The organism is Simplicispira sp. GW247-4R2A, assembly GCF_059424465.1.
Genome location: NZ_JBWKZM010000042.1, coordinates 1 through 24,745, shown reverse-complemented (window position 1 = coordinate 24,745; position 24,745 = coordinate 1). Strand labels below are relative to the sequence as shown.

The following is a 24,745-nucleotide window of genomic DNA, read 5'->3' as shown; positions in this document are numbered from 1 at the left end:
TTTGATCTGCTCGTATGTTTTCTTGCTCATGGATACCTCAATTCTGGAAGGTGTTGCACTTCAGATTTGAGGTCGCCGGTTCTTGACACCACCCATCGAACCAATTTTCTCTCTTTTGCTTCAAGTCTGAAAGCCAATAATAGCACACCATCCCACAAGATGATGAAGCAGACGTACGATTACATGAAAACCGGCAAGAGCATCAACAGCCCTTGGGCCTACACGCCTGGTGTAAAAGAAACTCCTTATCTTGGATGCCGCCGCGCTTACCATATTTTCCTGACGGATGGTGGATGGAACGGATATACCACCAGTGTGCTACCCGGAAATGTGGATAACCAAAATATCACGCTGCCAGATGGGGCTGTCTATGACACATCATCCAGCCAAACCAATGTGTACCGTGGAAAATCCAACAACCTATCAAATTTATTGGCCGATTGGGCCATGAAAATGTGGTCCGAGGATTTGCAGCCGAGTATCTCCAATGACATCAAGGAGAGCACGACCGACGGGATTCCCAGCACGGAAACCGTTGGATCCGTATCGCTCCAACGGTACTGGAACCCCAAGCATGATCCGGCATCCTGGCAACACCTGGTTCAATACACTATCGGCTTTGGAGCAGATGCTTACACATGGCCAAGCGAGCCCAAATGGTCATCCGTAGATGACGACAATTACGGTGCTGGGGGAGACTATTCCAAGCTCGTCAATGGAACCTCTAACTGGGCTCCAACCACCTTCGGAAATCTTAATGCTAATAATCCGGCGGAGCTTTGGCATATAGCCATCAACAGCCGAGGTAAATTTTATCCGACGGGTCCAGGTCGCAAGTACAGTTTGATGACAGCCTTTCAGAAAATTGTCGAAGATATCAATCTGGCAAATACGGCGGATGTGGCCAGCATGGCCGGGAGTGCCAGTACAAATATACGCACTGATCTGAACGTGTATACCGCTGGTTATGATCCAAAAAGATGGTCTGGGTATGTGAAATCCAGCACCATCGACACAACGGGAGCCGTTACGCCCAATACGGATTGGGGTACGACGGGCGGCGGCACGCCCAACACCACAGCCAATCTTCTGGATTTGGCGAATATTACGACCCGTGTGGTTCTCACCACCAACGACGAAGTACCCAACAAAGGCGTTTCATTTGAATGGGACACCGGCACCACAAAATTGAGCGCAGCGCAAAAGACACTACTCAATGTTGACGGTCTTGGACAAGATCGGGTGAATTTTCTGCGTGGTGACCGTACCAAGGAAGGCGGCACTACCTCCCTGCCGTTCCGGGTGCGCGATTCTCGCCAGGGCGACATTGTCAATTCAAAAGTCTGGTATGTAGGTGCTCCTCCCAGCAACTATTCGTTCACCGGCTACAAGTCTTTCTCTTCTGCCCAAAGAAATCGCCTGCCCATGATCTACGTGGGCGGCAATGACGGCATGTTGCACGGCTTCTCCGCAAAAAATGGACAAGAACAACTTGCCTACGTTCCCAAGGCAGTCATTCCAGACCTGCCTAAGCTGAGCGACCCCAGTTATACCCACCACTACTTCGTTGACGGTTCCCCGTTTACCGGAGACTTGGATGTGGCGGCCAGTGGCAATCCACCGGACTGGCGCACCTTCCTGGTGGGCTCGCTGGGAGGCGGAGGAAAGGGCTATTTCGTTCTGGATGTCACGCAGCCTGGCAGCAAGGATGGCAGCGTGGCGTCCACCTTCACGTCCACCAACGCCAGCAACCTGGTGGTGCTGGACAGAACCCTCAATCCGAGCCAGACACTGGCTTCGCCGAGCGACGATGAGGACATCGGGCATATTTTTGCGCCCCCCGTGGTGGACGACACCAATCCGTTCAAGGCAAGCCAGATCGCAAAGCTGAACGATGGCCGCTGGGCGGTAGTGATGGGCAATGGGTACAACAGCAAGAATGAACGGCCCGTATTGCTGATTCAGTACCTTGATGACGTCAACAAAGTCAATGGTGTCAGGGAGCTCAAGCGCATCGTCGCCACGGGCACTCAGACACTAAGCAGCCCTGTCAACACCACCACTGACACGAATGTGCTCGCCAATGGGCTTTCTGCGCCAAGGCTGGTGGATATTGACAGCGACGGGCGGGTGGATGTCGCTTACGCTGGCGACCTCAAGGGAAACCTGTGGAAATTTGATCTCACCAGCACTTCTGCCTCAAATTGGGGCGTTGCGGTCTGGGGCACAGCAAGCACCACTCCCTGCACCACAGCTGTATGCACACCTCTCTTTACTGCCAGTTATCTCGGCAAGCGCCAACCCATCACGGCCCCCCCTACGGTCAAAGCGAACGACCGGGGTGCCGGAGGAATGATGGTGGCGTTCGGCACCGGTGTTAACCTTACCGACAACGACCGCAGCAGTGCGGACGTGCAAACGGTTTACTCCGTGCTCGACAACACCAAATACCGGTTGGATTCTGGCCATGTTGTCGTCAACACCAATACCTCCCCCAAGACTGCAGCCAATCCCGATGGTGGCGGTGCCATACCAAGCGCAGTCACAGCATCAGCCCTGGTGCAACAGGACATGACCGGCGGGCCTATTGCCGGCGCGGGCAAGAGCGCCGCACGCACCTTCTGGCAAATGACCCAACACGACGTCAATTACGCCGACACCACCAAGCCTTTGAACAAGGGCTGGTACTTCAACTTCCAGGTAACGGGCGAGAGGGTATTGGCACCCATGAGTTTCTTCGATGCCAGCAACAATCTGATGGTGTTTTCCACTACTCCAGCGTATGGCGGCAATGGCACTTCAGATGAATCCTGCGAACCTGCAGGCACGCCAGAAAAAGACTACCTGACTCTCATGAACATCATGGACGGCAAGAAACCCAGCGTCCAGGTGATGGATACCAATGGGGACGGCCTTTACAACAGCGATGCAAGCAAGGATCAGGGCGCATCACGCATGACCTTGCCGCCTGGCGCCATCAACATCGTCACTGGCAAAGATAAAATCACGATTACCGGTGGTGACGGCAAGCCCGACGAATTGGCCCGCATGCCCGAGCAACCGATGCGTCCGAGCTGGCGCCAACTGCAATGAAACCGGGCTTTACCATGTCCACCGACTCAAGGTTCTCCGTACGACGCGCGCAGCGAGGTTTCACGCTGATTGAGGTCATGATCGTGGTGGCCGTCATTGGCATTCTCACGGCCATTGCGGTGCCCAGCTACAACGAATACATCCGGCGCGGACACCGGGCCGATGCGCGTGCCGGCTTGCTGCAGGCTCAGCAGTGGCTGGAGCGTGCCGCCACAGCCACAGGAACCTACCCCACAACCCTGCCGAGCAATATGACCTGGACCACAGATGCCAGCAAGCGCTACACCATTGCGCTCAATCCGGCGACTACGAGTTCTTTCACGCTCACGGCTACGCCCAAGGCGGGAACACCTCAAGTCGGCGACAAATGCGGCAATTTCACCCTCACCAACACGGGAGTGCGGGGCGCATCACCCTTAACCATGGGGGCCACTGTAGACGAGTGCTGGCGCAAGTAATCCTCGCGCTACTATCGGGGGCGCCATGACAACCACCGCGCCCCTCATGAACCAAGCGCTTGGGCTCGCCGCCCAGGCGCTTTTTCTTTCCAGCCCCAATCCGCGTGTCGGCTGTGTGATTGCGACGCCCGGCGGCCAAGTGATCGGCCAGGGCTTCACCCAGCAAGCGGGCGGCCCGCATGCCGAGGTCATGGCGCTGCGCGACGCGGCGGCCGCCGGCACGGACGTGCGCGGTGCCACCGCGTACGTCACCCTCGAACCCTGCGCCCACCAGGGCCGCACGGGGCCTTGTTGTGATGCACTGATTACCGCGGGGATCGCCAAGGTCGTCGCCTCGCTGGAAGACCCGAACCCCCTGGTCGCCGGCCAGGGCTTTGCCCGCCTGCGCGCTGCGGGGGTGGAGGTAGAGGTGGGGCCTGGCGCCGTCGAATCGCGTGAACTCAACCTCGGTTTTTTCAGCCGCATGCTGCGTGGCACGCCCTGGGTGCGCATGAAGGTGGCAGCGTCGCTCGATGGCACCACGGCGCTGGCCAACGGCGCCAGCCAGTGGATCACCTCCCGCGAGGCACGCAGCGACGGCCACGCCTGGCGGGCGCGCGCCTGCGCGGTGCTGACCGGCATTGGCACGGTGCTGGCCGACAACCCGCGCCTGGACGTGCGCGAGGTCGCTACACAGCGCCAGCCGCAGCTGGTGGTGCTCGACAGCCGTTTGCAAACGCCTCCAGACGCTCATCTATTTGTAGCTGACCGCGCATGCACCATATGCGCTGGGAGCCTTTTTGATTCGAACTTTTCGGCCCGCTGCGCCGCGCTGGAGGCGCGTGGCGCCACGGTGCTGCATCTGCCGGGGCAGAATGGCAGGGTGGACCTGCCCGCCATGCTGCGCGCGCTGGCGCAGCGCGGCACCAACGAGCTGCATGTGGAGGCGGGACATCGCCTCAATGGCGCCCTGTTGCAGGCGGGCCTGGTGGATGAGCTGCTGCTGTACCTCGCACCCAAGCTGCTCGGACCAGGGCGCGGCATGGCAGACATGGCGCCGCTTGCGGCCTTGAGCGAGGGTGTGGCGCTGGAATGGCGCGACCTTCAGCGCGTGGGGCCGGACTTGCGCGTGCTGGCCCGCGTGGCGGGGCGCGACCAGTTCTGAGGCTTCCTGGCACGCTGGCCCCACGTTCCCCTGCGACAATCGGCCCCATGTTCACCGGAATCATCACCCATGTGGGCCGTATCGCCCAAATCGAGGCGCTGGGCGCCACCAGCGCCCACGGCAAGCGCCTGACGCTGGAATGCTCTCCCGCCTTTCTTGAAGACGTGGCCTTGGGCGACAGCATTGCGCTCAACGGCGCCTGCATGACCGTCACCCACCTGGAGGCAGGCGCAGGCCGTTTCACCATCGACATTTCGGCCGAATCGCTCGGCAAGACGGCGGGCCTGGCGGAGCCTGGCGCCGTCAACCTGGAAAAAGCCTTGCGCGCCAACGACCGCCTGGGCGGGCATCTGGTCTCCGGCCATGTCGATGCGGTGGGCACCGTGAGCCACTTTGCACCGGTGGGCGAGAGCTGGGAGCTGCGGGTGCTGGCGCCACGCGAACTGGCGCGCTACCTGGCCTACAAGGGCTCGATCACGGTCAACGGCGTCAGCCTCACCGTGAACCGCATCAGCGACCTGGAGCAGGGCTGCGAAGCCAGCATCAACCTGATTCCGCACACGGTCGAAAACACCGCGCTGGGGCGGCTGGTGGCGGGCTCGCCGGTGAACCTGGAAGTCGATCTGATCGCTCGCTACGTGGCGCGGATGATGGATGCCCCTGCGCCTGCGCGCGACCAGTAGTAGCGGGCGCGGCTCAAAGCAGACACTCGACCCGGCAGCCCTGCCCTGCAGGATTGGCCTGCATCTGGCCGATGGCTGCGGCCCGCGCAAAACCCGCAGCGCGGAAGGCGCCAAGCACCACGGGCACGGCCGCTTCGCTGCAACTCACCAGCAAGCCACCGCTGGTCTGCGGGTCGGTGAGCAGCGTACGCTGCCACTCGGGCGCCGCCTCGGGCCAGAGCACTTCCTCGCCATAGGCCGCCCAGTTGCGGGCCGAAGCACCGGTCGCGATGCCGGACTGCGCCAACTGGCGGGCTGCGTCGATCAAGGGCAGCTCGCCCAGGCGCAGTTGTGCCGAGAGGCCCGAGCCGCGGCAGATTTCCAGCAGATGGCCAGCCAGCCCGAAGCCGGTGACGTCGGTCATGGCGTGCAGGCCATCGATGGGCGCCAAGGCCTCACCCACGCGGTTGAGCTGCGTGGTATGGCGCAGCATCTCGGCGTAGCCGTCCGCCTCCAGAAGGCCCTTTTTCAGGGCGGCCGAGAGCACTCCCACGCCGAGCGGCTTGCCCAGCACCAGAACATCGCCCGCGCGCGCATCGGCGTTGCGGCGCACCTGATCGGGGTGGACCAGGCCCAGCGCCACCAGGCCATAAATGGGTTCGAGCACATCAATCGAATGCCCGCCGGCGATCGGAATGCCCGCCTCGCGGCAGATGCTGGCGCCCCCTTCCAGAATGCGGCCTATGACCTCGGGCGGGAGCTTGGCGATCGGCATGCCGACCAGGGCCAGCGCCAGAATCGGCCGCCCGCCCATGGCGTAAATGTCGGACAACGCATTGGTCGCCGCGATGCGGCCGAAGTCGAACGGATCGTCGACGATGGGGGTGAAGAAATCGGTGGTGGCCACCAGCGCCTGCTGGTCGTTCAGGCGGTAGACGGCGGCGTCGTCGCTGGTTTCGGTGCCGACCATCAGCTCTGGCGGCACGATGCCTTGTGGCGCGCGTGCCAAAATCTCACGCAGCAGGCCCGGCGCTATCTTGCAGCCGCAGCCCCCACCATGTGCGAATTGGGTCAGTTTTACCGGTTCGGAGGAAGGCGGGGTTACAGCTTGCATAGTGCGTCCGATTGTGCCAGCCACTCCATTCACGCCTCACCTTTCACCCTTCTGGCAGGAGCCTTCATGAGCCACCGCGGCCCCGTCCCCGTCTCCGAGCGCCATGCGTTCGACACCGTGATCGACGCCCGTTCACCGGCGGAATTTGCCATTGACCACATTCCCGGCGCCATCAACTGCCCAGTGCTGGACGACGACGAGCGCCGCATCGTCGGCACGCTGTACAAGCAGCAAGGCGCGTTCGAGGCACGGCGCGTGGGCGGCGCTTTTGTAGCGGCCAACCTGGCGCGGCATTTGCAGGGGCGTTTTGCCGAGCAGCCGGCGCGCTGGAAGCCGCTGGTGTACTGCTGGCGCGGCGGCATGCGCAGCGGCTCCATGGTGACCTGGCTGCGCATGGTGGGCTGGGACGCGCAGCAACTTGCCGGCGGCTACAAGACCTGGCGGCGCCATGTCATGGCGCAGATTGCCGTGCTCTCGCCGCAGCTGCAGATGCGTGTGGTCTGCGGCCCCACCGGCAGCGCCAAGACACGGGTGCTTGAGGCGCTGGCGGCGCAGGGCGAGCAGGTGCTCGACCTGGAAGCGCTGGCGCGGCACCGCGGTTCGGTGCTGGGCGCGTGGCCAGGCGTGGCACAGCCCTCGCAGACGGCGTTCGAAACGGCACTGGCGGCCGCGATGGAAACGTTTGATCTCGCCCGCCCGGTGTACGTCGAAGCAGAGAGCAGCCGCATTGGCCGCATCAGCGTGCCGCCCGAACTGCTGCAGCGGCTGCGCGCCAGCCCCTGTGTGGAGATTGTGGCCAGCCCCGCTGCCCGGCTTGATTTTCTGCTGCGCGACTACGCCAACCTGGGCGACGACCCCGAGCGGCTGGCCCAGCAACTGCATGCACTGCGCGAGCTGCATGGCCGCGAGGTCATCGAACGCTGGCAGGCCTGGGCCCACGAGCGGGCTCTGGCGCCGCTGTTTGGCGAGCTGATGGCGCTGCACTACGACCCGCTGTATGCGCGCTCGCAGAGCACGCATTTGTTCCAGTGGCCCAAGCGCCTGAGCGTGAGCGCCGAGGCGCTGGCTGCGGCGGACATTGCGCTCCTGGCGGCGGCGGTGGTGCGCCTGCCTTGGCCTGCACAGGCTCTTGAACTGCCACTTCCTTGACAGAAAACTTCAAGTAAAAATGGCTGCTAGCGCTTATCCAGTAAGCGCTAGCAGCTCATTTATTAATAGCAAGTTACGAAAAAGCGTTGTTCACACCCGAACGAAGTCAATGACGATGGCGCCTGGGTCGCGCTGCTGGTAGGTGATCTCCACCGCGCTGCCATAACGTGCCTGCAGTTGCTGCAGCAGCGGCAGCGGATCGTGGTCGTTGACGAAGCGCATGGTTTCGCCAGGGTGCAGCGAATCGAGCGCACCAAAGATGGCGGCGTGGCGAAAACGCTTGGCAACGCCGCGTGCATCGAAGGGGTAAATGGCGTCAGGCGAGGTGTGGACGTGAGCGTTCATGGTGCGGGAATTTAAAGATTCATGAAGGAGGAATCTTTAGTGTACCGCTGGTCGGCACCCGCGCCTGCGTTGGCCCTGCCGGCAATGGGGCCGAATGGTGCCTGGCCGCTACACCATGTCCTGCGGCCGCACCCAGGCGTCGAACTGCTCCCCGGTCAGATGGCCGCTGGCCACCGCCGCTTCGCGCAGGCTCAACCCGCCCTTGTGCGCGGCCTTGGCGATCTGCGCGGCCTTGTCGTAGCCGATGTGCGGGTTCAGGGCGGTCACCAGCATCAAGGACCGTTCCAGCAGTTCCGTGATGCGCTCGCGCCGTGGCTCTATGCCTTGCGCGCAGTGGTGGTCAAAGCTGGCCATGCCGTCGGCCAGCAGGCGCACGCTTTGCAGAAAGTTGTGGATCACCATGGGGCGAAACACGTTGAGTTCGAAGTTGCCCGAAGCGCCGCCGATGTTGATCGCCACGTCGTTGCCCAGCACCTGGCAGCACAGCATGGTCATCGCCTCGCACTGCGTCGGGTTCACCTTGCCGGGCATGATGGACGAGCCTGGCTCGTTCTCGGGAATGGAGATTTCGCCCAGCCCGCTGCGCGGCCCGCTGGCCAGCCAGCGCACGTCGTTGGCGATCTTCATCAGACTGGCGGCGAGGCCCTTGAGGGCGCCGTGGGCGTTGACCAGCGCGTCGCACGTGGCCAGCGCCTCGAACTTGTTGGGCGCTGTGACGAGCGGCAGACCGGTCAGATCGGCCAGCTCCTGCGCCACGGCCTGGGCATAGCCCTCGGGCGCATTGAGGCCAGTGCCCACGGCCGTGCCGCCCAGCGCCAGTTCGCCCAGATGCGGCAGCGCCGCGCGCACATGCTGCTCGGCGTGGTGCAACTGCGCCACCCAGCCTGAGATTTCCTGGCCGAGGGTGATGGGGGTCGCATCCTGCAAATGGGTGCGGCCGATCTTGACGATGTCGGCAAACGCCTCGGCCTTGGCCCCCAGCGTCGTGCGCAGGGCCTGCAAAGCCGGCAGGAGATTGCGCACCAGCGCGTGCATGGCGGCGACGTGCATGGCGGTGGGGAACACGTCGTTGCTCGACTGGCTCTTGTTCACGTCGTCGTTCGGGTGCACCAGCCGCGCCTCGCCGCGCGCGCCGCCAAGCAGCTGGCTGGCGCGGTTGGCCAGCACCTCGTTCATGTTCATGTTGGTCTGCGTGCCCGAACCCGTCTGCCAGACAACGAGCGGGAATTCGCCCGCGTGCGTGCCGGCGATCACCTCGTCCGCCGCCGCGACGATGGCCGTGGCCTTGGCCGCATCGAGCAGCCCAAGCGACTGGTTCACGTAAGCGCTGGCGCGCTTGACCTGCGCCAGCGCGCGCAGCAGTTCGGGCGCCATGCGCTCGCCCGAGATGTCGAAGTGCTGCAGCGAGCGCTGCGTCTGGGCGCCCCATAGCCGCTCGGCCGGGACGTCAATGGGGCCAAAGGTGTCGCGCTCGGTGCGCGTGGCCTGGAGGTGGGATTCCATGGTGAACAAACTCCTTCTCGTGGCAGGTAGGGGCCGCAGGCCTGGGGCGCAGCATAGCGCCGCAAGGGTTTCGCTGCGCGGTGGCCGCTGTGCGGTGAGTGCTGCGCCGCCCGCGGGGACGACAGGACCGTGCAAGCCGGCAGCGCGATAATTTCAACTTTTCGCGCACCCCACAACAGCCCCGCCATGACCACCAGCATCCGCCAAGAAGACCTGATCGAATCCGTCGCCGCCGCGCTGCAGTACATCAGCTACTACCACCCGGCAGACTACATCGCCCACCTGGCACGCGCCTACGAGCGCGAACAAAGCCCCGCCGCCAAGGATGCGATAGCGCAGATTCTGACCAACAGCAAGATGAGCGCCACCGGCCACCGGCCCATCTGCCAGGACACCGGCATCGTCAACGTGTTCCTGAAAGTCGGCATGGACGTGCGCTGGGAAGGCTTTACCGGCAGCCTGGACGACGCCATCAACGAAGGCGTACGCCGTGGCTACAACCACCCGGACAACACCTTGCGCGCCAGCATCGTGGCCGACCCGCTGTTTGCCCGCAAGAACACCAAGGACAACACGCCGGCCGTCATCGTCACCGAGATCGTGCCGGGCGGCAAACTCGACATCACCGTCGCGGCCAAGGGCGGCGGCTCGGAAAACAAAAGCAAGATGATCATGCTCAACCCCAGCGACAGCGTGATCGACTGGGTGCTCAAAACCGTGCCCACCATGGGCGCCGGCTGGTGCCCGCCGGGCATGCTGGGCATCGGCATCGGCGGCACGGCGGAAAAGGCCGTGCTGATGGCCAAGCAAAGCCTGATGGACGACCTGGACATGTACGAGCTGCAGGCCAAGTCCTCGCGCGGCGAGCCGCTGACGCAAACCGAGGAGTTGCGCCTGGAGCTGTTCACCAAGGTCAACGCCCTGGGCATTGGCGCGCAAGGCCTGGGCGGCCTGACCACCGTGCTCGACGTGAAAATCAAGATGTACCCCACGCACGCCGCCAGCAAGCCCGTGGCCATGATCCCCAACTGCGCCGCCACGCGCCACGCGCATTTCGTCATGGACGGCTCGGGCCCGGTCTACCTCGATCCACCGTCGCTCGACCTCTGGCCCAAGGTGCAATGGCTGCCCGACACGCAAAAGAGCCGGCGCATCGACCTCAATGCACTGACCCCTGCCGAGGTGGCAAGCTGGAAGCCCGGTGAAACGCTGCTGCTCAACGGCAAGATGCTCACGGGGCGCGACGCCGCGCACAAACGCATTCAGGAGATGCTGGCCAAGGGCGAGAAGCTGCCCGTCGACTTCACCAACCGCGTCATCTACTACGTGGGCCCGGTGGACCCGGTGCGCGACGAAGTCGTCGGCCCTGCAGGCCCGACCACGGCCACGCGCATGGACAAGTTCACCGAGATGATGCTGGCGCAAACCGGCCTGATCGCCATGATCGGCAAGTCCGAGCGCGGCCCGGTGGCCATCGAAGCCATCAAGAACCACAAGTCGGCCTACCTCATGGCCGTGGGCGGCGCCGCCTATCTGGTCTCCAAGGCCATCAAGCACGCGAAGGTCGTGGGCTTTGAAGACCTGGGCATGGAAGCCATCTACGAGTTCGACGTGGTCGACATGCCCGTCACCGTGGCCGTCGATGCAGGCGGCACCAGCGTCCATACCACCGGCCCGGCCGCATGGCAAAAGCGCATCGCAGCCGGTGAATTCATCGAGCTGACGAGCGCCTGAACGGGGTCAGTCCGGCGTGTCCGCGCCCTCTTCCGTGGCCGCTGCGTCCGATGCACCCATAGGCGTCTTCGACAGCGGCGTCGGCGGCCTCAGCGTGCTGCAAGCCCTGCGCGCCGAGCTGCCGCACGAGCGCTTCGTCTACCTGGCCGACAGCGCCAATGCGCCCTACGGCGACGCGCGCGGCGATGTCTTCGTCGCGGCGCGCACCCATGCCATCACCGCGTACCTGAGCACGCAGCACCACATCAAGGCGCTGGTCGTGGCCTGCAACACCGCTACCGCCGCCGCCATCCATGAAGTGCGCGCGCGCCGCCCCGATCTGCCGTTGGTCGGCGTCGAACCAGCACTCAAGCCGGCCGTGGCGCTCAGCCAGACCGGGCACATTGGCGTCATCGGCACGCGCGGCACGCTGACCAGCGCCAAGTTCGCCAAGCTGCTGGCCTCGCTGCAGGGGCAGGCAGAGTTCACGGTGCAGCCCTGCGACGGCCTGGCCCATGCGATCGAGCGCAGCACCGCGCAAGACCTGCCCAGCGACCCGTTTGCTACAGAAACAAGAGCGCTGTGCACACGCTACACGGGCGCCATGGGCCGTTTTGGCAACAAGCCGGGCGAGATCGACACCCTGGTGCTGGGCTGCACGCACTATGTGTTCGTGCAGCACGAGCTGCGCGCGCTGCTCGGCCCGCAGGTGCAAATGATCTCCACCGGCGAACCCGTGGCGCGCCAGACGCGGCGCCTGCTGCAAGCCGCCGGCGCCCTGGCGCCGGAGAGCGCGGTGGCGGCTGCGCCCCTGCTCATGACCACCGGGCCGCTGGCACAGCTGCAAACCGCCGCAGCACGCTGGCTGCAGCTGCCGGCAGCGTGCTGCCACAGCATTGCCGTGCCCAGCGTCTAATTCTGGTTAAATCGGCCTCAAACGCTTACCCAGTAAGCGCTGGCAGCTATCAAAATAGAGGTTATGCGGCCGCCCACAGGCGCTCGCCTGCGCGCTCGATGTGCGTGAGGTAGAGGCGCAGGTCCAACTCGTACTGGTGGTAGGCCGGCTCCATGTGCACGCACAGCTGGTAGAAGGCCTTGTTGTGCTCGCGCTCGCGCAGGTGGGCCAGCTCGTGGACCACGATCATGCGCAGGAACTCGTCGGGCGCCTGCTTGAACATCGCGGCCACGCGGATCTCGTGCTTGGCCGCCAGCTTGCCGCCCTGCACGCGCGAGACGCTGGTGTGCAAGCCCAGCGCGTTGCGCACCACGTGGATCTTGTTGTCGAACAACACCTTGTTGATCGCATCGGCATTGCGCAGATAGCGGTTCTTCAGCTCGGTGGTGTAGTGGTACAGCGCCTTGTCGGTGCGCACGCCATGGGCCTGCGGGTACTTGCGCAGCAGCAGCACGGCCAGGCCGCTGCCGCCCTCACCCAGCAGACCACGCACCTGGTCCTGCAGGGCCTGCGGGTAGGCGCGCAGATAGGGCAAGTCGCTGTGCATGGCCGTTCAGAGTGGCTGGCCGCAGGGCTGCGGTCAGCGCTTTCAGGGGAAGAATCAGTGCAGATGGCGCGGCCGGCGGCCACCGCTGCCGCCATGGCTGCCCCCCGCGCCGCCGGGGCCGCGCGGCGGCTTGCCGATTTCGAGCGAGTTCACAAGGGCGTCAAAGCGCTGCGTGAACAACTTGTCGATCTCGGCCACAACGCCGCCCAGCTCTGCGCCGTCGAAATGGCGCTCCATGGTGTTGACCACGTCCTGCACCAGCAGGTCGCGTTGCACCTGCATGATGGCGGCCGGGGTCGGGCCGACAAACACAATGGTGAAGTCGTCGCGCGAATCGCCTTCTTCCTCTTCATCGTCCTCATCGAATTCGACGTCGTAGAACGTCACTTCAAGCGCAGCCCCTTGCTCGGCCAGCTCGTTGAGGTTCATGCACATTTCGTCAAGCGACTGGCGGAAATCGTCGTCACCGCGCACCGTCCAGCACATCTGCAGCGTATGGCGCTTGGCGTCGAACTCAATGCCGGGCTCTTCTTCGTACGCGCTGGCAGCGCCATCGGCAAGCGAGCGGGCACCAGCATACTTCCAGAGGGGTTTGAGCGCCTCTTGCAGCTGCTCATAGGCCACATCTGCACGGAGCGACACGTCGCCGTGCAGGTGGATTTCGAGGGGAGCGTTGAAATTAGACATTGTTGATCCTGGTGGTGCCCCGAGCCGGGGTCGAACCGGCACGCCCTCTTGCGAGAAGCGGCGGATTTTAAGTCCGCAGTGTCTACCAATTTCACCATCGGGGCGCTCGATTGCCCAAGCCGACTGCAGCGTAACGCCGCAGCCACAGCCGCGCAATGAGTCCTGCGCTCCAGATGCATTCGTTTTTGAGACAGGCAAGAAAAAAGGGAAGCCTTGCAGCTTCCCTTTTTGAAATTGGAGCGGGAAAAGAGTCTCGAACTCTCGACCTCAACCTTGGCAAGGTTGCGCTCTACCAACTGAGCTATTCCCGCATGACCTGCTTGACTACCGAATACCCTAAAGCTTCGAAAGTTTGACAGCTTTCAATTATAACTCACTTTTCCACATCGACTGGAAAAACAAGAAAAAACCAGAGCCCTGGAGGCGCGGTCCGGAGTCGAACCGGACTAACCGGATTTGCAATCCGGGGCATAACCGCTTTGCTACCGCGCCCAATTTTCGCCACCACAAAAAAGGGAAGCGGACGCTTCCCTTTTTCGCCAAAACCTGGAGCGGGAAAAGAGTCTCGAACTCTCGACCTCAACCTTGGCAAGGTTGCGCTCTACCAACTGAGCTATTCCCGCGTTTTCTGCAGCCTATTATTCTAGAACAAAAACGCTGCGATGGGTGAAATTGTAGCGCAAGTTTTGGGCCCTGCGCCACCTCGGTATCAGTGTTTTACGGCTCCCTCGATCGGCGCCTGCGCCTGCGCCGCCCGCTCCGCCGCTACGCTGGCCGCAGCCACCTCTTCGTCCGTCAGCGGGACAGGCTTGCGCTCAAGCGCCAAATCCAGCACCTGGTCAATCCACTTCACCGGGACAATCTCGAGATCCCTCTTCACATTGGCGGGGATTTCCTGCAGATCCTTCATGTTTTCCTGCGGGATCAGCACCGTCTTGATGCCGCCGCGCAGCGCCGCAAGCAGCTTTTCCTTGAGGCCACCGATCGCCGTGATCTCCCCACGCAGCGTGATCTCGCCGGTCATGGCAACGTCGCCGCGCACCGGAATACCGGTCAGGGCCGAGACGAACGCGGTTGCCATGGCAGCGCCAGCACTCGGTCCGTCCTTGGGCGTTGCACCGTCGGGTACATGGATGTGCACGTCGCGCTTTTCAAAAACCTCGTCCTTGATGCCCAGGGCCCGTGCCCGACTGCGCACCACGGTGCGTGCCGTCTCGACCGACTCCTTCATCACATCGCCCAGCGAACCGGTGCGCGTGATCACGCCTTTGCCGGGCATGGTGGCGGCTTCTATGGTCAACAGGTCGCCACCCACTTCGGTCCACGCCAGACCAACCACCTGGCCCACCTGGTTCTGCTCTTCCGCCCGGCCATAGGTGTACTTGCGCACGCCCAGAAAATCAGGCAGGTTGTCGGCGTTGACAACCACGAGCGGTTCCATGTTCTTGAGCAGCAGGCCCTTGACGACCTTGCGGCACACCTTGGAGAGGTCGCGCTCCAGCGAGCGCACGCCGGCTTCGCGGGTGTAGTAGCGCACCATGTCGCGCACGGCGGATTCCGTGATTTCGAGCTCTTCGTCCTTCACGCCGTTGTTCTTCATCTGCTTGGGCAGCAGGTACTTCATGGCGATATTGATCTTCTCGTCCTCGGTGTAGCCCGAGAGGCGAATCACCTCCATGCGGTCCAGCAGGGCCGAGGGAATGTTCATGGAGTTCGACGTGGCGACGAACATCACGTCGCTCAGGTCGAAATCAACCTCGACATAGTGGTCGCCAAAGGTGTGGTTCTGCTCGGGGTCCAGCACTTCGAGCAGCGCGCTCGATGGGTCGCCGCGGAAGTCTGTTCCGAGCTTGTCGATCTCGTCGAGCAGGAACAGCGGGTTGCGCGTACCGACCTTGGAGAGGCTTTGCAGCACCTTGCCCGGCATCGCACCGATGTAGGTGCGCCGGTGACCGCGAATCTCCGCTTCGTCGCGCATGCCGCTCAGCGCCACGCGCACATACTTGCGCCCGGTGGCCTTGGCGATCGACTGGCCGAGCGAGGTCTTGCCCACGCCAGGTGGCCCGACCAGGCACAGGATGGGCGCCTTCACCTTGTCCACCCGCTGCTGCACAGCAAGGTATTCAAGGATGCGGTCCTTGACCTTGTCCAGGCCGTAATGGTCTTCGTTCAGCACTTCTTCGGCATTGCCCAGATCGTGCTTGATCTTGGTTTTCTTGCTCCACGGCAGCGCTGTGAGCACGTCGATGTAGTTGCGCACCACCGTAGCCTCGGCGGACATGGGCGACATCAGCCGCAACTTCTTGAGCTCGCTCTCGGCCTTCTTGCGCGCCTCGGCCGGCATCTTGGCGAGCTGGATCTTCTTCTCGACTTCGTCAAGATCGGCGCCTTCTTCGCCTTCGCCCAGTTCTTTCTGAATGGCCTTGACCTGCTCGTTCAGGTAGAAGTCGCGCTGGTTCTTTTCCATCTGGCGCTTGACGCGGCCGCGGATCTTCTTGTCCACGTTGAGGATGTCCACCTCGCGGTCGAGCTGCTCGAACAGGTTTTCCAGCCGCCCTTTGATCTCGGAAAGATCCAGCACGGCCTGCTTGTTCTCAAGCTTGAGAGGCAGGTGCGCGGCAATCGTATCGGCCAGGCGACCAGGGTCGTCGATGCTGGAGATCGAGGTGAGAATTTCCGGCGGAATCTTCTTGTTGAGTTTGACGTACTGGTCAAACTGCTGCATGACCGCGCGGCGCAATGCCTCGATCTCGCTGGGTTTTTCCGCGTCGTCCACGGTTTCAAGTGGCATCACCGTGGCCGTGAAGTGCGTTTCGTGGTCTTCGATTGCACCGACACTTGCGCGCTGCTGGCCCTCGACCAGCACTTTCACGGTGCCATCGGGAAGCTTGAGCATCTGCAGGATGGTCGAAACGCAGCCCACAGCAAACATGTCGTGGACCGAAGGCTCGTCCTTGGCTGCTGTCTTTTGGGCGACCAGCATGATGCGGCGGTCGCTCTCCATGGCGAGCTCCAGCGCCTTGATGCTCTTGGCGCGCCCCACGAACAGGGGAATCACCATGTGGGGAAAGACGACCACATCGCGCAGCGGCAACAGCGGCAGCGCCAGCGCTTGTGCAGGAAGTTGGGGGTGTCCGGACATCGGGTTCCTTAATAAGAGTCCTGGAATATGGTCCGCAGACACGCGTTTTCAAGCCACCCCGAGGGGCAGCCAGTGATTTACGCTTTTTTTGCGGTTTCCCGATAGACCAGTAGCGGCGGCTTGTTTTCTTCGACAGTGGACTCGTCCACAACGACCTTTTCCACGTTGCTGCTGTTGGGCAGGTCGAACATGGTGCCAATGAGCGTTTGTTCGAGGATGGAGCGCAGACCGCGCGCGCCAGTCTTGCGTGCCAGGGCTTTGCGTGCGATGGCCTTGAGCGCTGCGGGCCGGATTTCCAGCTCGGCACCTTCCATCGCCAACAACTTGCTGTACTGCTTGACGAGTGCGTTCTTGGGCTCCGTCAAAATTTGCACCAGGGCCTCTTCGTTCAGCTCGGCGAGCGCCGTGACCACGGGCATGCGGCCTACCAATTCGGGGATCAGGCCGAACTTGATCAGGTCTTCCGGCTCGATGTCCTGAAACACCTCGGACAGCGCACGCTGCTTCTTGCTCTTGACGGCAGCGCCAAAACCGATGCCAGACGCCTCGGTACGGTTTTCAATGACTTTTTCCAAACCGGCAAAGGCGCCGCCGCAGATGAACAGGATGTTGGTCGTGTCGATCTGCAAAAAGTCCTGGTTCGGGTGCTTGCGCCCACCCTGCGGCGGCACGCTGGCCATGGTGCCTTCAATCAGCTTGAGCAAGGCCTGCTGCACGCCTTCGCCTGAGACGTCGCGCGTGATGCTGGGGTTGTCGGATTTGCGCGAAATCTTGTCAATTTCGTCGATGTAGACGATGCCGCGCTGGGCGCGCTCCACCTCGTAATTGCAGCTCTGCAGCAACTTTTGCACGATGTTTTCGACGTCTTCGCCCACGTAGCCGGCCTCGGTCAGCGTGGTCGCGTCCGCCATCACGAAGGGTACGTCGAGCATGCGCGCCAGGGTCTGGGCCAGCAGCGTCTTGCCCGAACCCGTCGGGCCGATGAGCAAGATATTGCTTTTGGAGAGCTCAACGTCGTCCTTGCCTGCCTTGTCTTTGTAGCGCAGGCGCTTGTAGTGGTTGTACACCGCCACCGCCAGCGTGCGCTTGGCGACCTCCTGCCCGATCACGTAGCTGTCAAGGTTCGCCTTGATATCAGCAGGCGTGGGCAGTTCGCTGCGGACCAGCAGCGCGGCATCGGCGGACGGCAGTTCGTCGCGGATGATCTCGTTGCACAGGTCGATGCATTCTTCGCAAATAAAGACCGATGGTCCGGCGATCAACTTCTTCACCTCGTGCTGGCTCTTGCCGCAAAACGAGCAGTAAAGCGTTTTTTCGCTGGAGGAGCCTTTTTTCTCGGCCATGGGAACGTTGCCTTGTAGTCGGTGAAAAGTGAAAGGAATGATAACCAAATGCAAACGGCGCTTCCCAAGCCAGGAAACGCCGTTCTAGCAGCAGGGAAAAGCGTTCAGGAGCGCTTGGAAATCACCTGGTCGACCAGTCCGTAGTCCTTGGCTTCATCGGCGGTCAGGAAGTAATCGCGCTCGGTATCTTGCTTGATCTTTTCCAGTGTCTGACCGGTGCGCTCGGCCAGGATGCGGTTCATCTGGTCCTTGGTGCGCAGAATGTCGCGCGCGTGGATTTCAATATCCGTCGCCTGGCCGCGGGTGCCGCCCAGCACCTGGTGGATCATGATTTTCGAGTTCGGCAGCGACAAACGCTTGCCCTTGGCCCCGGCCGCCAGCAAAAAGGCGCCCATGCTGGCGGCAAAGCCGCAGCAAAGCGTCGAGACATCGGGCTTGATGAAATTCATGGTATCAAAAATTGCCATGCCCGCCGTCACGCTGCCACCCGGGGAGTTGATATAGAACGAAATGTCCTTCTCCGGGTTTTCGCTCTCCAGGAACAGCAACTGCGCCACCACCAGATTGGCTGTCTGGTCGTTGACTTCGCCGACCAGGAAAATCACGCGCTCCTTGAGCAGACGCGAATAAATGTCGTAGGACCGCTCGCCACGGCCCGACTGCTCGATCACCATGGGAATCATGCCCAGGGCTTGTGTTTCCAGTGCGCTCATTGTTTCTCCAAATCAGGCGGGTACTGTACCCAGAAACGAATTGGGGCCGGTGCCCGAAAGCACAAGCCCCTATTTACCTGACGCTCGCATTCGAGCGCCCGCAGCCGGCTGCGGTCAGCCCTGCTGCCCCATCAGCTCCTCGAAGCTGACGGTCTTGCCGTTGACCTTGGCCTTGGCCATCACATAGTCGGCCACGTTGGTTTCGATCACCACGGCTTCGACTTCAGCCAGGCGCTGGCGATCGCCAAAGTACCAGCGCACGACATCTTCAGGCTTCTCATAGCTGGCGGCCAGCTCGTCGATGTGGGCTTTGAGCTGCTCGGGCTTGGCGTGCAGGCTGTTGGCCTTGACCAGTTCGGCGACCACCAGACCCAGGCGCACGCGGCGCTCTGCCTGGGGGCGGAATACGTCGGCGGGGATCTCGGCCTTGTCGGCATCTTTCATGCCGCGCTGCTTGAGGTCGGCACGTGCTGCTTCACGCAGGCGATCGATTTCGGCTTCCACGCTGGCGTTGGGCAAATCAAGCTCGGCCTTGGACAGCAGCGCGTCCATAGCGGCCTGCTTGTTGCGTGCCAGCAGGCGGAACTTCACCTCGCGCTCCAGGTTGGTCTTGATGTCGGCGCGCAGGCCGGCAACCGTGCCGTCGGCAATGCCGAGCGACTTGGCCAGGGCGTCGTTCACCTCAGGCAGGTGCGCCGCTTCGATCTTCTTGACCGTGACCAGGAAGTCCGCCGTCTTGCCGGCCACGTCCTTGCCGTGGTACTGCTCGGGGAAGGCCAGCGGGAAGGTCTTGCTCTCGCCCGGCTTCATGCCGCGCACGGCGTCTTCGAATTCCTTGAGCATCTGGCCTTCGCCGACCAGGAACTGGAAGTCTTCGGCCTTGCCGCCCTCAAAGACTTCGCCATCGATCTTGCCTTCGAAATCCACCGTCACGCGGTCGCCTTCCTGGGCGGCTGCGTCCAGCGCGCGCTGGGCGAAGCTGCGGCGCTGCTTGCGCAGGATGTCCACGGTCTTGTCGATGGCGCTGTCGGTCACTTCAGCGGAGAGTTTTTCCACTTCGGCGTCCGCCAGGTCGCCAATTTTCACTTCGGGGTAGACCTCGAAGATGGCGTCAAAGGACACCTCGCCCTCGGGTGCATCCTGCTTCTCGGTGATGCGCGGCTGGCCCGCCACACGCAATTGCGCTTCGTTGGCGGCCTGGGCAAAGGCTTCGCCCACCTTGTCGTTGAGCACGTCGTACTGCACCGAATAGCCGTAGCGCTGCGAAACCACGTTCATCGGCACCTTGCCGGGACGGAAACCGTCCATCTTGACGGTGCGTGCCAGACGCTTGAGGCGCGCCTCCACCTCGCCCTGGATAGCCGACAAGGGCAGATTGAGGGTGATCTTGCGTTCGAGCTTGTCGAGGGTTTCAACGGTGACTGCCATGGCTGCTCCTGTAGGAATTTCGTTCGTGCGCCGGTGTCAGCCGGCGCGTATTGCGCTCGTGCGCAAAGTTTTCAAAGATGGTGCGCGGAGCCGGACTCGAACCGGCACGCCCGTGAAGGCGTCAGGACCTAAACCTGGTGCGTCTACCAATTTCGCCACCCGCGCACTTCAAACAGACAGGCGCCGAAAAATGCTCCCGGCGCCCGCTTGAAACTGGTTAGCCCGCGATTTTACCCTGCGCGGGCCCACCCATTTCACGCAAGCACCTCGGGCTCGGGGCGGCGCACCCGAAACCACGCTGCGTACATGGCTGGCAGCGCCAGCAAAGTAAGCACCGTGGCGACGATCAGCCCGCCCATGATGGCCACCGCCATGGGCCCCCAGAACACGCTGCGGGACAGCGGAATCATCGCCAGCACCGCTGCGGCGGCCGTCAGCACGATGGGGCGCAAGCGGCGCACGGCCGATTCGACGATGGCGTCCCACGCGGGCACACCGCGGGCACGGTCCTGCTCGATCTGGTCGATGAGGATCACCGAGTTGCGCTGGATCATGCCCATGAGCGCAATCACCCCCAGCAGCGCGACAAAGCCGAACGGCCGCCCCAAGACCAGCAGCGCTCCGGCCACGCCGGCGATCCCGAGCGGCCCGGTCAGGAACACCAGCATGGCACGGCTGAAGCTGTGCAGTTGCAGCATGAGCAGCGTGAAGGTGATGAACAGCATCACCGGCAAGCCGGCGGCAATCGAATCGGACCCCTTGGCGCTTTCTTCGACGGCGCCCGCCACCTCGATGCGGTAGGCGTTCTGGCCGGCGGCGTGCCAGCCGCTCTCGATCTTGCGCAGGCCCGGCAGCAGCGCGTTGGTCACCGTGGCGCCTTGCAGGCCTTCCATCACGTCGCCTTGAACCGTGATGGCGTAGTCGCGGTTCTCGCGCCACATCACGCCGGGTTCCCAGGTAAAGCGGGGCTTGGCGATCTGGGTCAACGCAATCGACTGGCCCGAGGCCGTCGGCAAATAGGCGTTGGCAATGTCGGTGATGGCGCTGCGCTCGTCCGCTGGCTGGCGCAGCACGATATCAATGAGCTTGTCGCCCTCGCGGTACTGCCCCACCGGCATGCCCGACTGCATCACACGCGACGCCTGGGCGATGGACTGGCTGGTGACGCCCAGCGCCCGCGCCTTGGCCTGGTCCACGTCAAGCCGCATGACCTTGACCGACTCGTTCCAGTTGTCGTTCACGCCGCGCATCTGGGGGGAGGCGCGCAGTGCGGCCTTGACCTCGTCGGCGCGCACGCGCAACTGCGCCGGGTCGGGGCCAATGACACGGAACTGCACCGGGTAGGGCACGGGCGGGCCGTTGGGCAGCAGCTTGACGCGGCCGCGTACCTCGGGGAACTCGGTGGCCAAGAGCGCCGGGAAAGCGACGCGCAGCTTCTCACGCACCTTCAGGTCGCGCGCGACCACGATGAACTGCGACACATTGGTCTGCGGAAACACCTGGTCCAGCGGCAGATAGAAGCGCGGCACGCCCGAGCCCACCCAGGTGCTGACGCTGGCCACCCCCGGCTCGGACCGCAGCCGCGCTTCCACGCGCTTGGTCACTGCCTCATTGCCGGCGAGCGAGGTGCCTTCGGGGAACCACACGTCGACCATAATTTCCGGCCGGCTCGAATCGGGGAAAAACTGCTGCTGCACCCGGCCCATGCCCACGATGCCCAGCGCAAAGATCGCCAACGTCACGGCTATGGTGATCCAGCGGTGCTCCACGCACCAGTGCACGGCGCGCCGAAAGCTGTTGTAGAAAGCGCTGTCGAACACCTCGTGCGGGTCCAGCGACAGCTCACCGGCTGCCGAACACGGCTGCACATGCGCCGGGGTTTTCAGCAGCAAGGTGCCCAGGTAGGGCACGAAATACACCGACACCACCCACGAGATCACCAGCGCAATGACGGTGACGGCAAAAATGGCGAAGGTGTACTCGCCCGTCATCGACTTGGCCAGGCCAATGGGCAGAAAACCGGTGGCGGTGATCAAGGTGCCCGTCAGCATGGGGATGGCGGTGATTTCGTAGGCGAAGGTCGCGGCGCGCACCTTGTCGTAGCCCTCTTCCAGCTTGCGCACCATCATCTCGACGGCAATGATGGCGTCGTCCACCAGCAGGCCCAGCGCAATGATGAGCGAGCCCAGCGATATTTTGTGCAGGCCAATATCCCAGTAGTGCATGGCCAGGAACGTGACGGCCAGCACCAGCGGAATGGTGATGCCCACCACCAGGCCCGGTCGCGGGTCCACGTACCAGCGGCGCCACCAGCGCTGCTCGCCGCTGCGTTGGTGCAGGCCCAGGCTGATGAAGCTGACGATCAGCACGATCACCACGGCCTCGACCAGCGCGCCGACAAACTCGTTCACCGAACTGGCGACCGACTTGGGCTGGTCCTCCACATTCACGAGCCGCACACCGGCGGGCAATTGCGTGTCGATGCGGGCCACGGCCGCGTGCAGGGCTTTGCCCAGCGCAATGATGTCGCCCCCCTTGGCCATGGAGATGCCAATCGCAATCACCTGCTGGCCGTCGTGCCGCACCTTCACCGTGGGCGGGTCCACATAGCCGCGCCGCACTTCGGCAATGTCGGCCAGGCGCAGTTGCCGGCCCGATGCGGCGCGAATCGGCATGGCGCGCAGGTCTTCAATGGCGTGGAACTGCCCTTGCACGCGCACCTGCAGTTGGTCGGTCGGCGTCTGCACCACGCCGGCACTTTCCACTGCGTTCTGCTGGCCCAATTGCGCCAGCACCTGGTTCATGTCGAGGCCGAGCTCCGCCAGGCGCTTTTGCGAGACCTCGATGTAGAGTTTTTCGTCCTGATCGCCAAAGAGCTCCACCTTGGCCACGTCGGGCACGCGCAGCAGTTGCTGGCGCACGTCGTCGGCAAAAACCTTGGATTCGGCCATGCTGAAGCCTTCGGCCTCCAGCGCGTAGATCACGCCATAGACGTCGCCGAAATCGTCGTTGAAGAACGGCCCTTGCACGCCCTGCGGCAGGGTATAGCGCATGTCACCGATCTTCTTGCGCACGGCGTACCAGACGCCCGCCACCTCGCTCGGCTTGGACGAATCCTTGATCTGAAAAATGATCTGCGACTCGCCCGGCTTGGAGTAGCTGCGGATCTTGTCGGCATATTGCACTTCTTGCAGCGTGCGCTCGAGCTTGTCGGTCACCTGCTCGGCCACCTGCTGCGCCGTGGCGCCGGGCCAGTAGGTGCGCACCACCATGGCGCGAAAGGTAAACGGCGGGTCTTCGTCCTGCCCGAGCTGAAAGTAGGCCAGCACCCCCATCAGCAGCAGCACCACCATCAGGTAGCGGGTCAGCGCCGGGTGGTCCAGCGCCCATTTCGACAGGTTGAATCTGGCTGTGGGCTCGCCCGAGGGCACGCCGGCGCTCATGGCTTGGCGGCAGCGGAAGCTGCGGGCAGGGGTTGATTCACTATCACTTCAGTAGCTGCTGGCGCTTGTCGTGTCTGCGCTGGAGCGTATTTTTCCTGATAAATCGTCACCTTCTGGCCGGGCGAGAGCACATGCACCCCCGTGGCCACCACCTGCATGCCCGGCGCCAGGCCGCTGGCGATCACCGCCTGGTTGCCGTCGGCCGTGGCCACCTGCACCGGCTGCGCGCGCACCGTGCTGCTGGCGGCATCGAACACCCACACCGCTGTGCCGCCGCCGTTTTGCATGAGCGCGGTGGTGGGCAGCAGGATGGCCTGCACCCCCTGCGCCGAGAGTGCGGGCGGAAGCACGCTGACCGTCGCCCCGAGCGGCGGGACCTTGTCGCCCGCGAGGGCCGCCTTGACGGCAAAGGTGCGCGTCGCCGGGTCGGCACTGGCCGCCACCTCCCGCACCGTGGCCGACAGTGGCTCGCCACCCGCCCAGTTGTGTACGGTGAGCACCTGACCAACCGCCAGGCGACCCACCTTGTCCTCGGGCACGGAAAACACCACGTCGCGGGCGCCGTCGCGCGCCAGGCGCACCACGCTGGCGCCTGCGGCCACGACCTGGCCGGGCTCGGCATCGATGCCGGTCACCACGCCATCGGCATCGGCCACCAACCGGGTGTACGCCGCCTGGTTGCCTTGCGACGCCGCCTGCGCCTGGGCCTGCTGGAGCGACGCCTGCGCGGCCTTGAGCGACGCCTCACGGCGCTCAAGCTCGGCGCCGCTGATGAAGTTCTGCGCCTTGAGCGCTTCGTAGCGCCTGGCGTCGGCAGCCGTCAGATCGCGCTGCGTCTGCGCCGCGCTCACCTGCGCGCGCGCCGCCGTGGCGGCGAGCTCGAAATCGCGCGGATCGAGTTGCGCCAGCAATTGCCCGGCGCGCACGCGCTGGCCCAGCTCGGCCTGGCGCTGCAATATCTTGCCGGGCACACGAAACCCCAGGCGCGACTCGGTGCGCGCCCGCACCTCGCCGGCATATTCCACCTGTGCCGTCAGCGGGCTGACCCCTACGGTTAACAACTTGACGGCACGAATCGGCTCGGGCGGTGGCTCGCTGCGCGAGCAGGCACCCAGCGCCAGCACCGACGAGAAGAGCACAAGCGCCGAAAAGCGCCCGCGGGTGGCGGCGTGTGGATGCGACATGGATGGGAATGCGTGTTGTTTGAGTTGCGCATTATTACTGACTGACTGGTTAGTTATCAATACCCTTGCGCAAAAACTGCAGGCGACAATCGCTGGGTGCCGCTAGACCCCAGCCCCAACCC

The 24,745-nt window shown here is 63.3% G+C and carries 18 protein-coding genes and 5 tRNA genes; 7 read left to right on the top strand and 16 right to left on the bottom strand.

Going from position 1 to position 24,745, the window contains the following annotated elements:
* Positions 1-159 precede the first annotated feature (159 nt).
* The 4 genes from AC07ZH_RS19950 to AC07ZH_RS19935 are packed head-to-tail and all read left to right on the top strand — an operon-like array spanning position 160 to position 5,378.
* The gene (locus AC07ZH_RS19950; RefSeq protein WP_495201037.1) at positions 160-3,093 is read left to right on the top strand and encodes a pilus assembly protein; all 2,934 of its coding nucleotides are present in this window, start codon (positions 160-162) and stop codon (positions 3,091-3,093) included.
* A gap of 14 nt (positions 3,094-3,107) precedes the next feature.
* Positions 3,108-3,551, top strand: coding sequence for a type IV pilin protein (locus AC07ZH_RS19945; protein ID WP_495201036.1), 444 nt, complete (start codon positions 3,108-3,110; stop codon positions 3,549-3,551).
* Between the two features lie 25 nt (positions 3,552-3,576).
* Positions 3,577-4,695, top strand: coding sequence for a bifunctional diaminohydroxyphosphoribosylaminopyrimidine deaminase/5-amino-6-(5-phosphoribosylamino)uracil reductase RibD (gene ribD, locus AC07ZH_RS19940; protein WP_495201035.1), 1,119 nt, complete (start codon positions 3,577-3,579; stop codon positions 4,693-4,695).
* A gap of 47 nt (positions 4,696-4,742) precedes the next feature.
* Positions 4,743-5,378, top strand: coding sequence for a riboflavin synthase (locus AC07ZH_RS19935; protein WP_495201034.1), 636 nt, complete (start codon positions 4,743-4,745; stop codon positions 5,376-5,378).
* Between the two features lie 13 nt (positions 5,379-5,391).
* On the opposite strand, the gene selD is transcribed toward AC07ZH_RS19935, so the two are convergent.
* Complete coding sequence (gene selD, locus AC07ZH_RS19930; RefSeq protein WP_495201033.1) at positions 5,392-6,471, bottom strand: selenide, water dikinase SelD; 1,080 nt, start codon at positions 6,469-6,471, stop codon at positions 5,392-5,394.
* Between the two features lie 66 nt (positions 6,472-6,537).
* Between selD and mnmH the strand changes: the two genes are divergently transcribed.
* Positions 6,538-7,620 carry a tRNA 2-selenouridine(34) synthase MnmH gene (gene mnmH / locus AC07ZH_RS19925; RefSeq protein ID WP_495201032.1) on the top strand — a complete coding sequence of 361 codons (1,083 nt, stop codon included), beginning with the start codon at positions 6,538-6,540 and terminating at the stop codon, positions 7,618-7,620.
* A 90-nt stretch (positions 7,621-7,710) separates the two neighbouring features.
* Here the strand turns inward: mnmH and AC07ZH_RS19920 are convergent, their stop codons facing one another.
* Both AC07ZH_RS19920 and fumC read right to left on the bottom strand, forming a co-directional pair.
* Positions 7,711-7,965, bottom strand: coding sequence for a DUF2249 domain-containing protein (locus AC07ZH_RS19920; protein ID WP_495201031.1), 255 nt, complete (start codon positions 7,963-7,965; stop codon positions 7,711-7,713).
* A 108-nt stretch (positions 7,966-8,073) separates the two neighbouring features.
* Complete coding sequence (gene fumC / locus AC07ZH_RS19915) at positions 8,074-9,468, bottom strand: class II fumarate hydratase (RefSeq protein WP_495201030.1); 1,395 nt, start codon at positions 9,466-9,468, stop codon at positions 8,074-8,076.
* Positions 9,469-9,654: 186 nt separating this feature from the next.
* Between fumC and AC07ZH_RS19910 the strand changes: the two genes are divergently transcribed.
* Entirely contained in the window at positions 9,655-11,202 is a 1,548-nt protein-coding gene (locus tag AC07ZH_RS19910; RefSeq protein ID WP_495201029.1) for a fumarate hydratase, read from the top strand.
* 34 nt (positions 11,203-11,236) lie between these two features.
* A complete protein-coding gene (gene murI / locus AC07ZH_RS19905) occupies positions 11,237-12,097 on the top strand; it encodes a glutamate racemase (protein WP_495201038.1) in 861 nt (286 codons plus the stop codon).
* 61 nt (positions 12,098-12,158) lie between these two features.
* On the opposite strand, the gene AC07ZH_RS19900 is transcribed toward murI, so the two are convergent.
* The 13 genes from AC07ZH_RS19900 to AC07ZH_RS19840 all read right to left on the bottom strand — a co-directional run bounded on the left by AC07ZH_RS19900 (position 12,159) and on the right by AC07ZH_RS19840 (position 24,623).
* Positions 12,159-12,683, bottom strand: a complete 525-nt coding sequence (locus tag AC07ZH_RS19900; RefSeq protein ID WP_119108093.1) for a M48 metallopeptidase family protein — start codon at positions 12,681-12,683, stop codon at positions 12,159-12,161.
* Positions 12,684-12,737: 54 nt separating this feature from the next.
* The gene (locus tag AC07ZH_RS19895; protein WP_119108094.1) at positions 12,738-13,370 is read right to left on the bottom strand and encodes a DUF6806 family protein; all 633 of its coding nucleotides are present in this window, start codon (positions 13,368-13,370) and stop codon (positions 12,738-12,740) included.
* Between the two features lie 12 nt (positions 13,371-13,382).
* Positions 13,383-13,474, bottom strand: a tRNA-Leu gene (locus AC07ZH_RS19890).
* Between the two features lie 131 nt (positions 13,475-13,605).
* A tRNA-Gly gene (locus tag AC07ZH_RS19885) sits at positions 13,606-13,681 on the bottom strand.
* 107 nt (positions 13,682-13,788) lie between these two features.
* Positions 13,789-13,862: transfer RNA gene (locus AC07ZH_RS19880), tRNA-Cys, on the bottom strand.
* 55 nt (positions 13,863-13,917) lie between these two features.
* Positions 13,918-13,993: transfer RNA gene (locus tag AC07ZH_RS19875), tRNA-Gly, on the bottom strand.
* A gap of 86 nt (positions 13,994-14,079) precedes the next feature.
* Positions 14,080-16,512: an endopeptidase La gene (gene lon, locus AC07ZH_RS19870; protein ID WP_495201028.1), complete on the bottom strand. Its 2,433-nt coding sequence runs from the start codon at positions 16,510-16,512 to the stop codon at positions 14,080-14,082.
* 77 nt (positions 16,513-16,589) lie between these two features.
* Positions 16,590-17,855, bottom strand: a complete 1,266-nt coding sequence (gene clpX / locus AC07ZH_RS19865) for an ATP-dependent Clp protease ATP-binding subunit ClpX (protein ID WP_119108096.1) — start codon at positions 17,853-17,855, stop codon at positions 16,590-16,592.
* A gap of 104 nt (positions 17,856-17,959) precedes the next feature.
* Positions 17,960-18,568 (bottom strand): ATP-dependent Clp endopeptidase proteolytic subunit ClpP, encoded by a 609-nt coding sequence (clpP, locus tag AC07ZH_RS19860; RefSeq protein ID WP_495201027.1) that lies wholly within the window; start codon positions 18,566-18,568, stop codon positions 17,960-17,962.
* 114 nt (positions 18,569-18,682) lie between these two features.
* Positions 18,683-19,996 (bottom strand): trigger factor, encoded by a 1,314-nt coding sequence (gene tig / locus AC07ZH_RS19855; protein ID WP_495201026.1) that lies wholly within the window; start codon positions 19,994-19,996, stop codon positions 18,683-18,685.
* Between the two features lie 78 nt (positions 19,997-20,074).
* A tRNA-Leu gene (locus tag AC07ZH_RS19850) sits at positions 20,075-20,161 on the bottom strand.
* A gap of 89 nt (positions 20,162-20,250) precedes the next feature.
* Positions 20,251-23,439, bottom strand: a complete 3,189-nt coding sequence (locus AC07ZH_RS19845; RefSeq protein WP_495201025.1) for an efflux RND transporter permease subunit — start codon at positions 23,437-23,439, stop codon at positions 20,251-20,253.
* Positions 23,436-24,623, bottom strand: a complete 1,188-nt coding sequence (locus tag AC07ZH_RS19840) for an efflux RND transporter periplasmic adaptor subunit (RefSeq protein WP_495201024.1) — start codon at positions 24,621-24,623, stop codon at positions 23,436-23,438. Before AC07ZH_RS19840 ends, AC07ZH_RS19845 begins: the two co-directional genes overlap by 4 nt.
* Positions 24,624-24,745: the final 122 nt, after the last annotated feature.

What these genes read in the sequence shown, in the direction of transcription:
- AC07ZH_RS19950 (WP_495201037.1), top strand. Translation starts at nt 160, where the DNA reads ATGATGAAGCAGACGTACGATTACATGAAAACCGGCAAGAGCATCAAC.
- AC07ZH_RS19945 (WP_495201036.1), top strand. Translation starts at nt 3,108, where the DNA reads ATGTCCACCGACTCAAGGTTCTCCGTACGACGCGCGCAGCGAGGTTTC.
- ribD (WP_495201035.1), top strand. Translation starts at nt 3,577, where the DNA reads ATGACAACCACCGCGCCCCTCATGAACCAAGCGCTTGGGCTCGCCGCC.
- AC07ZH_RS19935 (WP_495201034.1), top strand. Translation starts at nt 4,743, where the DNA reads ATGTTCACCGGAATCATCACCCATGTGGGCCGTATCGCCCAAATCGAG.
- selD (WP_495201033.1), bottom strand. Translation starts at nt 6,471, where the DNA reads ATGCAAGCTGTAACCCCGCCTTCCTCCGAACCGGTAAAACTGACCCAA.
- mnmH (WP_495201032.1), top strand. Translation starts at nt 6,538, where the DNA reads ATGAGCCACCGCGGCCCCGTCCCCGTCTCCGAGCGCCATGCGTTCGAC.
- AC07ZH_RS19920 (WP_495201031.1), bottom strand. Translation starts at nt 7,965, where the DNA reads ATGAACGCTCACGTCCACACCTCGCCTGACGCCATTTACCCCTTCGAT.
- fumC (WP_495201030.1), bottom strand. Translation starts at nt 9,468, where the DNA reads ATGGAATCCCACCTCCAGGCCACGCGCACCGAGCGCGACACCTTTGGC.
- AC07ZH_RS19910 (WP_495201029.1), top strand. Translation starts at nt 9,655, where the DNA reads ATGACCACCAGCATCCGCCAAGAAGACCTGATCGAATCCGTCGCCGCC.
- AC07ZH_RS19900 (WP_119108093.1), bottom strand. Translation starts at nt 12,683, where the DNA reads ATGCACAGCGACTTGCCCTATCTGCGCGCCTACCCGCAGGCCCTGCAG.
- AC07ZH_RS19895 (WP_119108094.1), bottom strand. Translation starts at nt 13,370, where the DNA reads ATGTCTAATTTCAACGCTCCCCTCGAAATCCACCTGCACGGCGACGTG.
- lon (WP_495201028.1), bottom strand. Translation starts at nt 16,512, where the DNA reads ATGTCCGGACACCCCCAACTTCCTGCACAAGCGCTGGCGCTGCCGCTG.
- clpX (WP_119108096.1), bottom strand. Translation starts at nt 17,855, where the DNA reads ATGGCCGAGAAAAAAGGCTCCTCCAGCGAAAAAACGCTTTACTGCTCG.
- clpP (WP_495201027.1), bottom strand. Translation starts at nt 18,568, where the DNA reads ATGAGCGCACTGGAAACACAAGCCCTGGGCATGATTCCCATGGTGATC.
- tig (WP_495201026.1), bottom strand. Translation starts at nt 19,996, where the DNA reads ATGGCAGTCACCGTTGAAACCCTCGACAAGCTCGAACGCAAGATCACC.
- AC07ZH_RS19845 (WP_495201025.1), bottom strand. Translation starts at nt 23,439, where the DNA reads ATGAGCGCCGGCGTGCCCTCGGGCGAGCCCACAGCCAGATTCAACCTG.
- AC07ZH_RS19840 (WP_495201024.1), bottom strand. Translation starts at nt 24,623, where the DNA reads ATGTCGCATCCACACGCCGCCACCCGCGGGCGCTTTTCGGCGCTTGTG.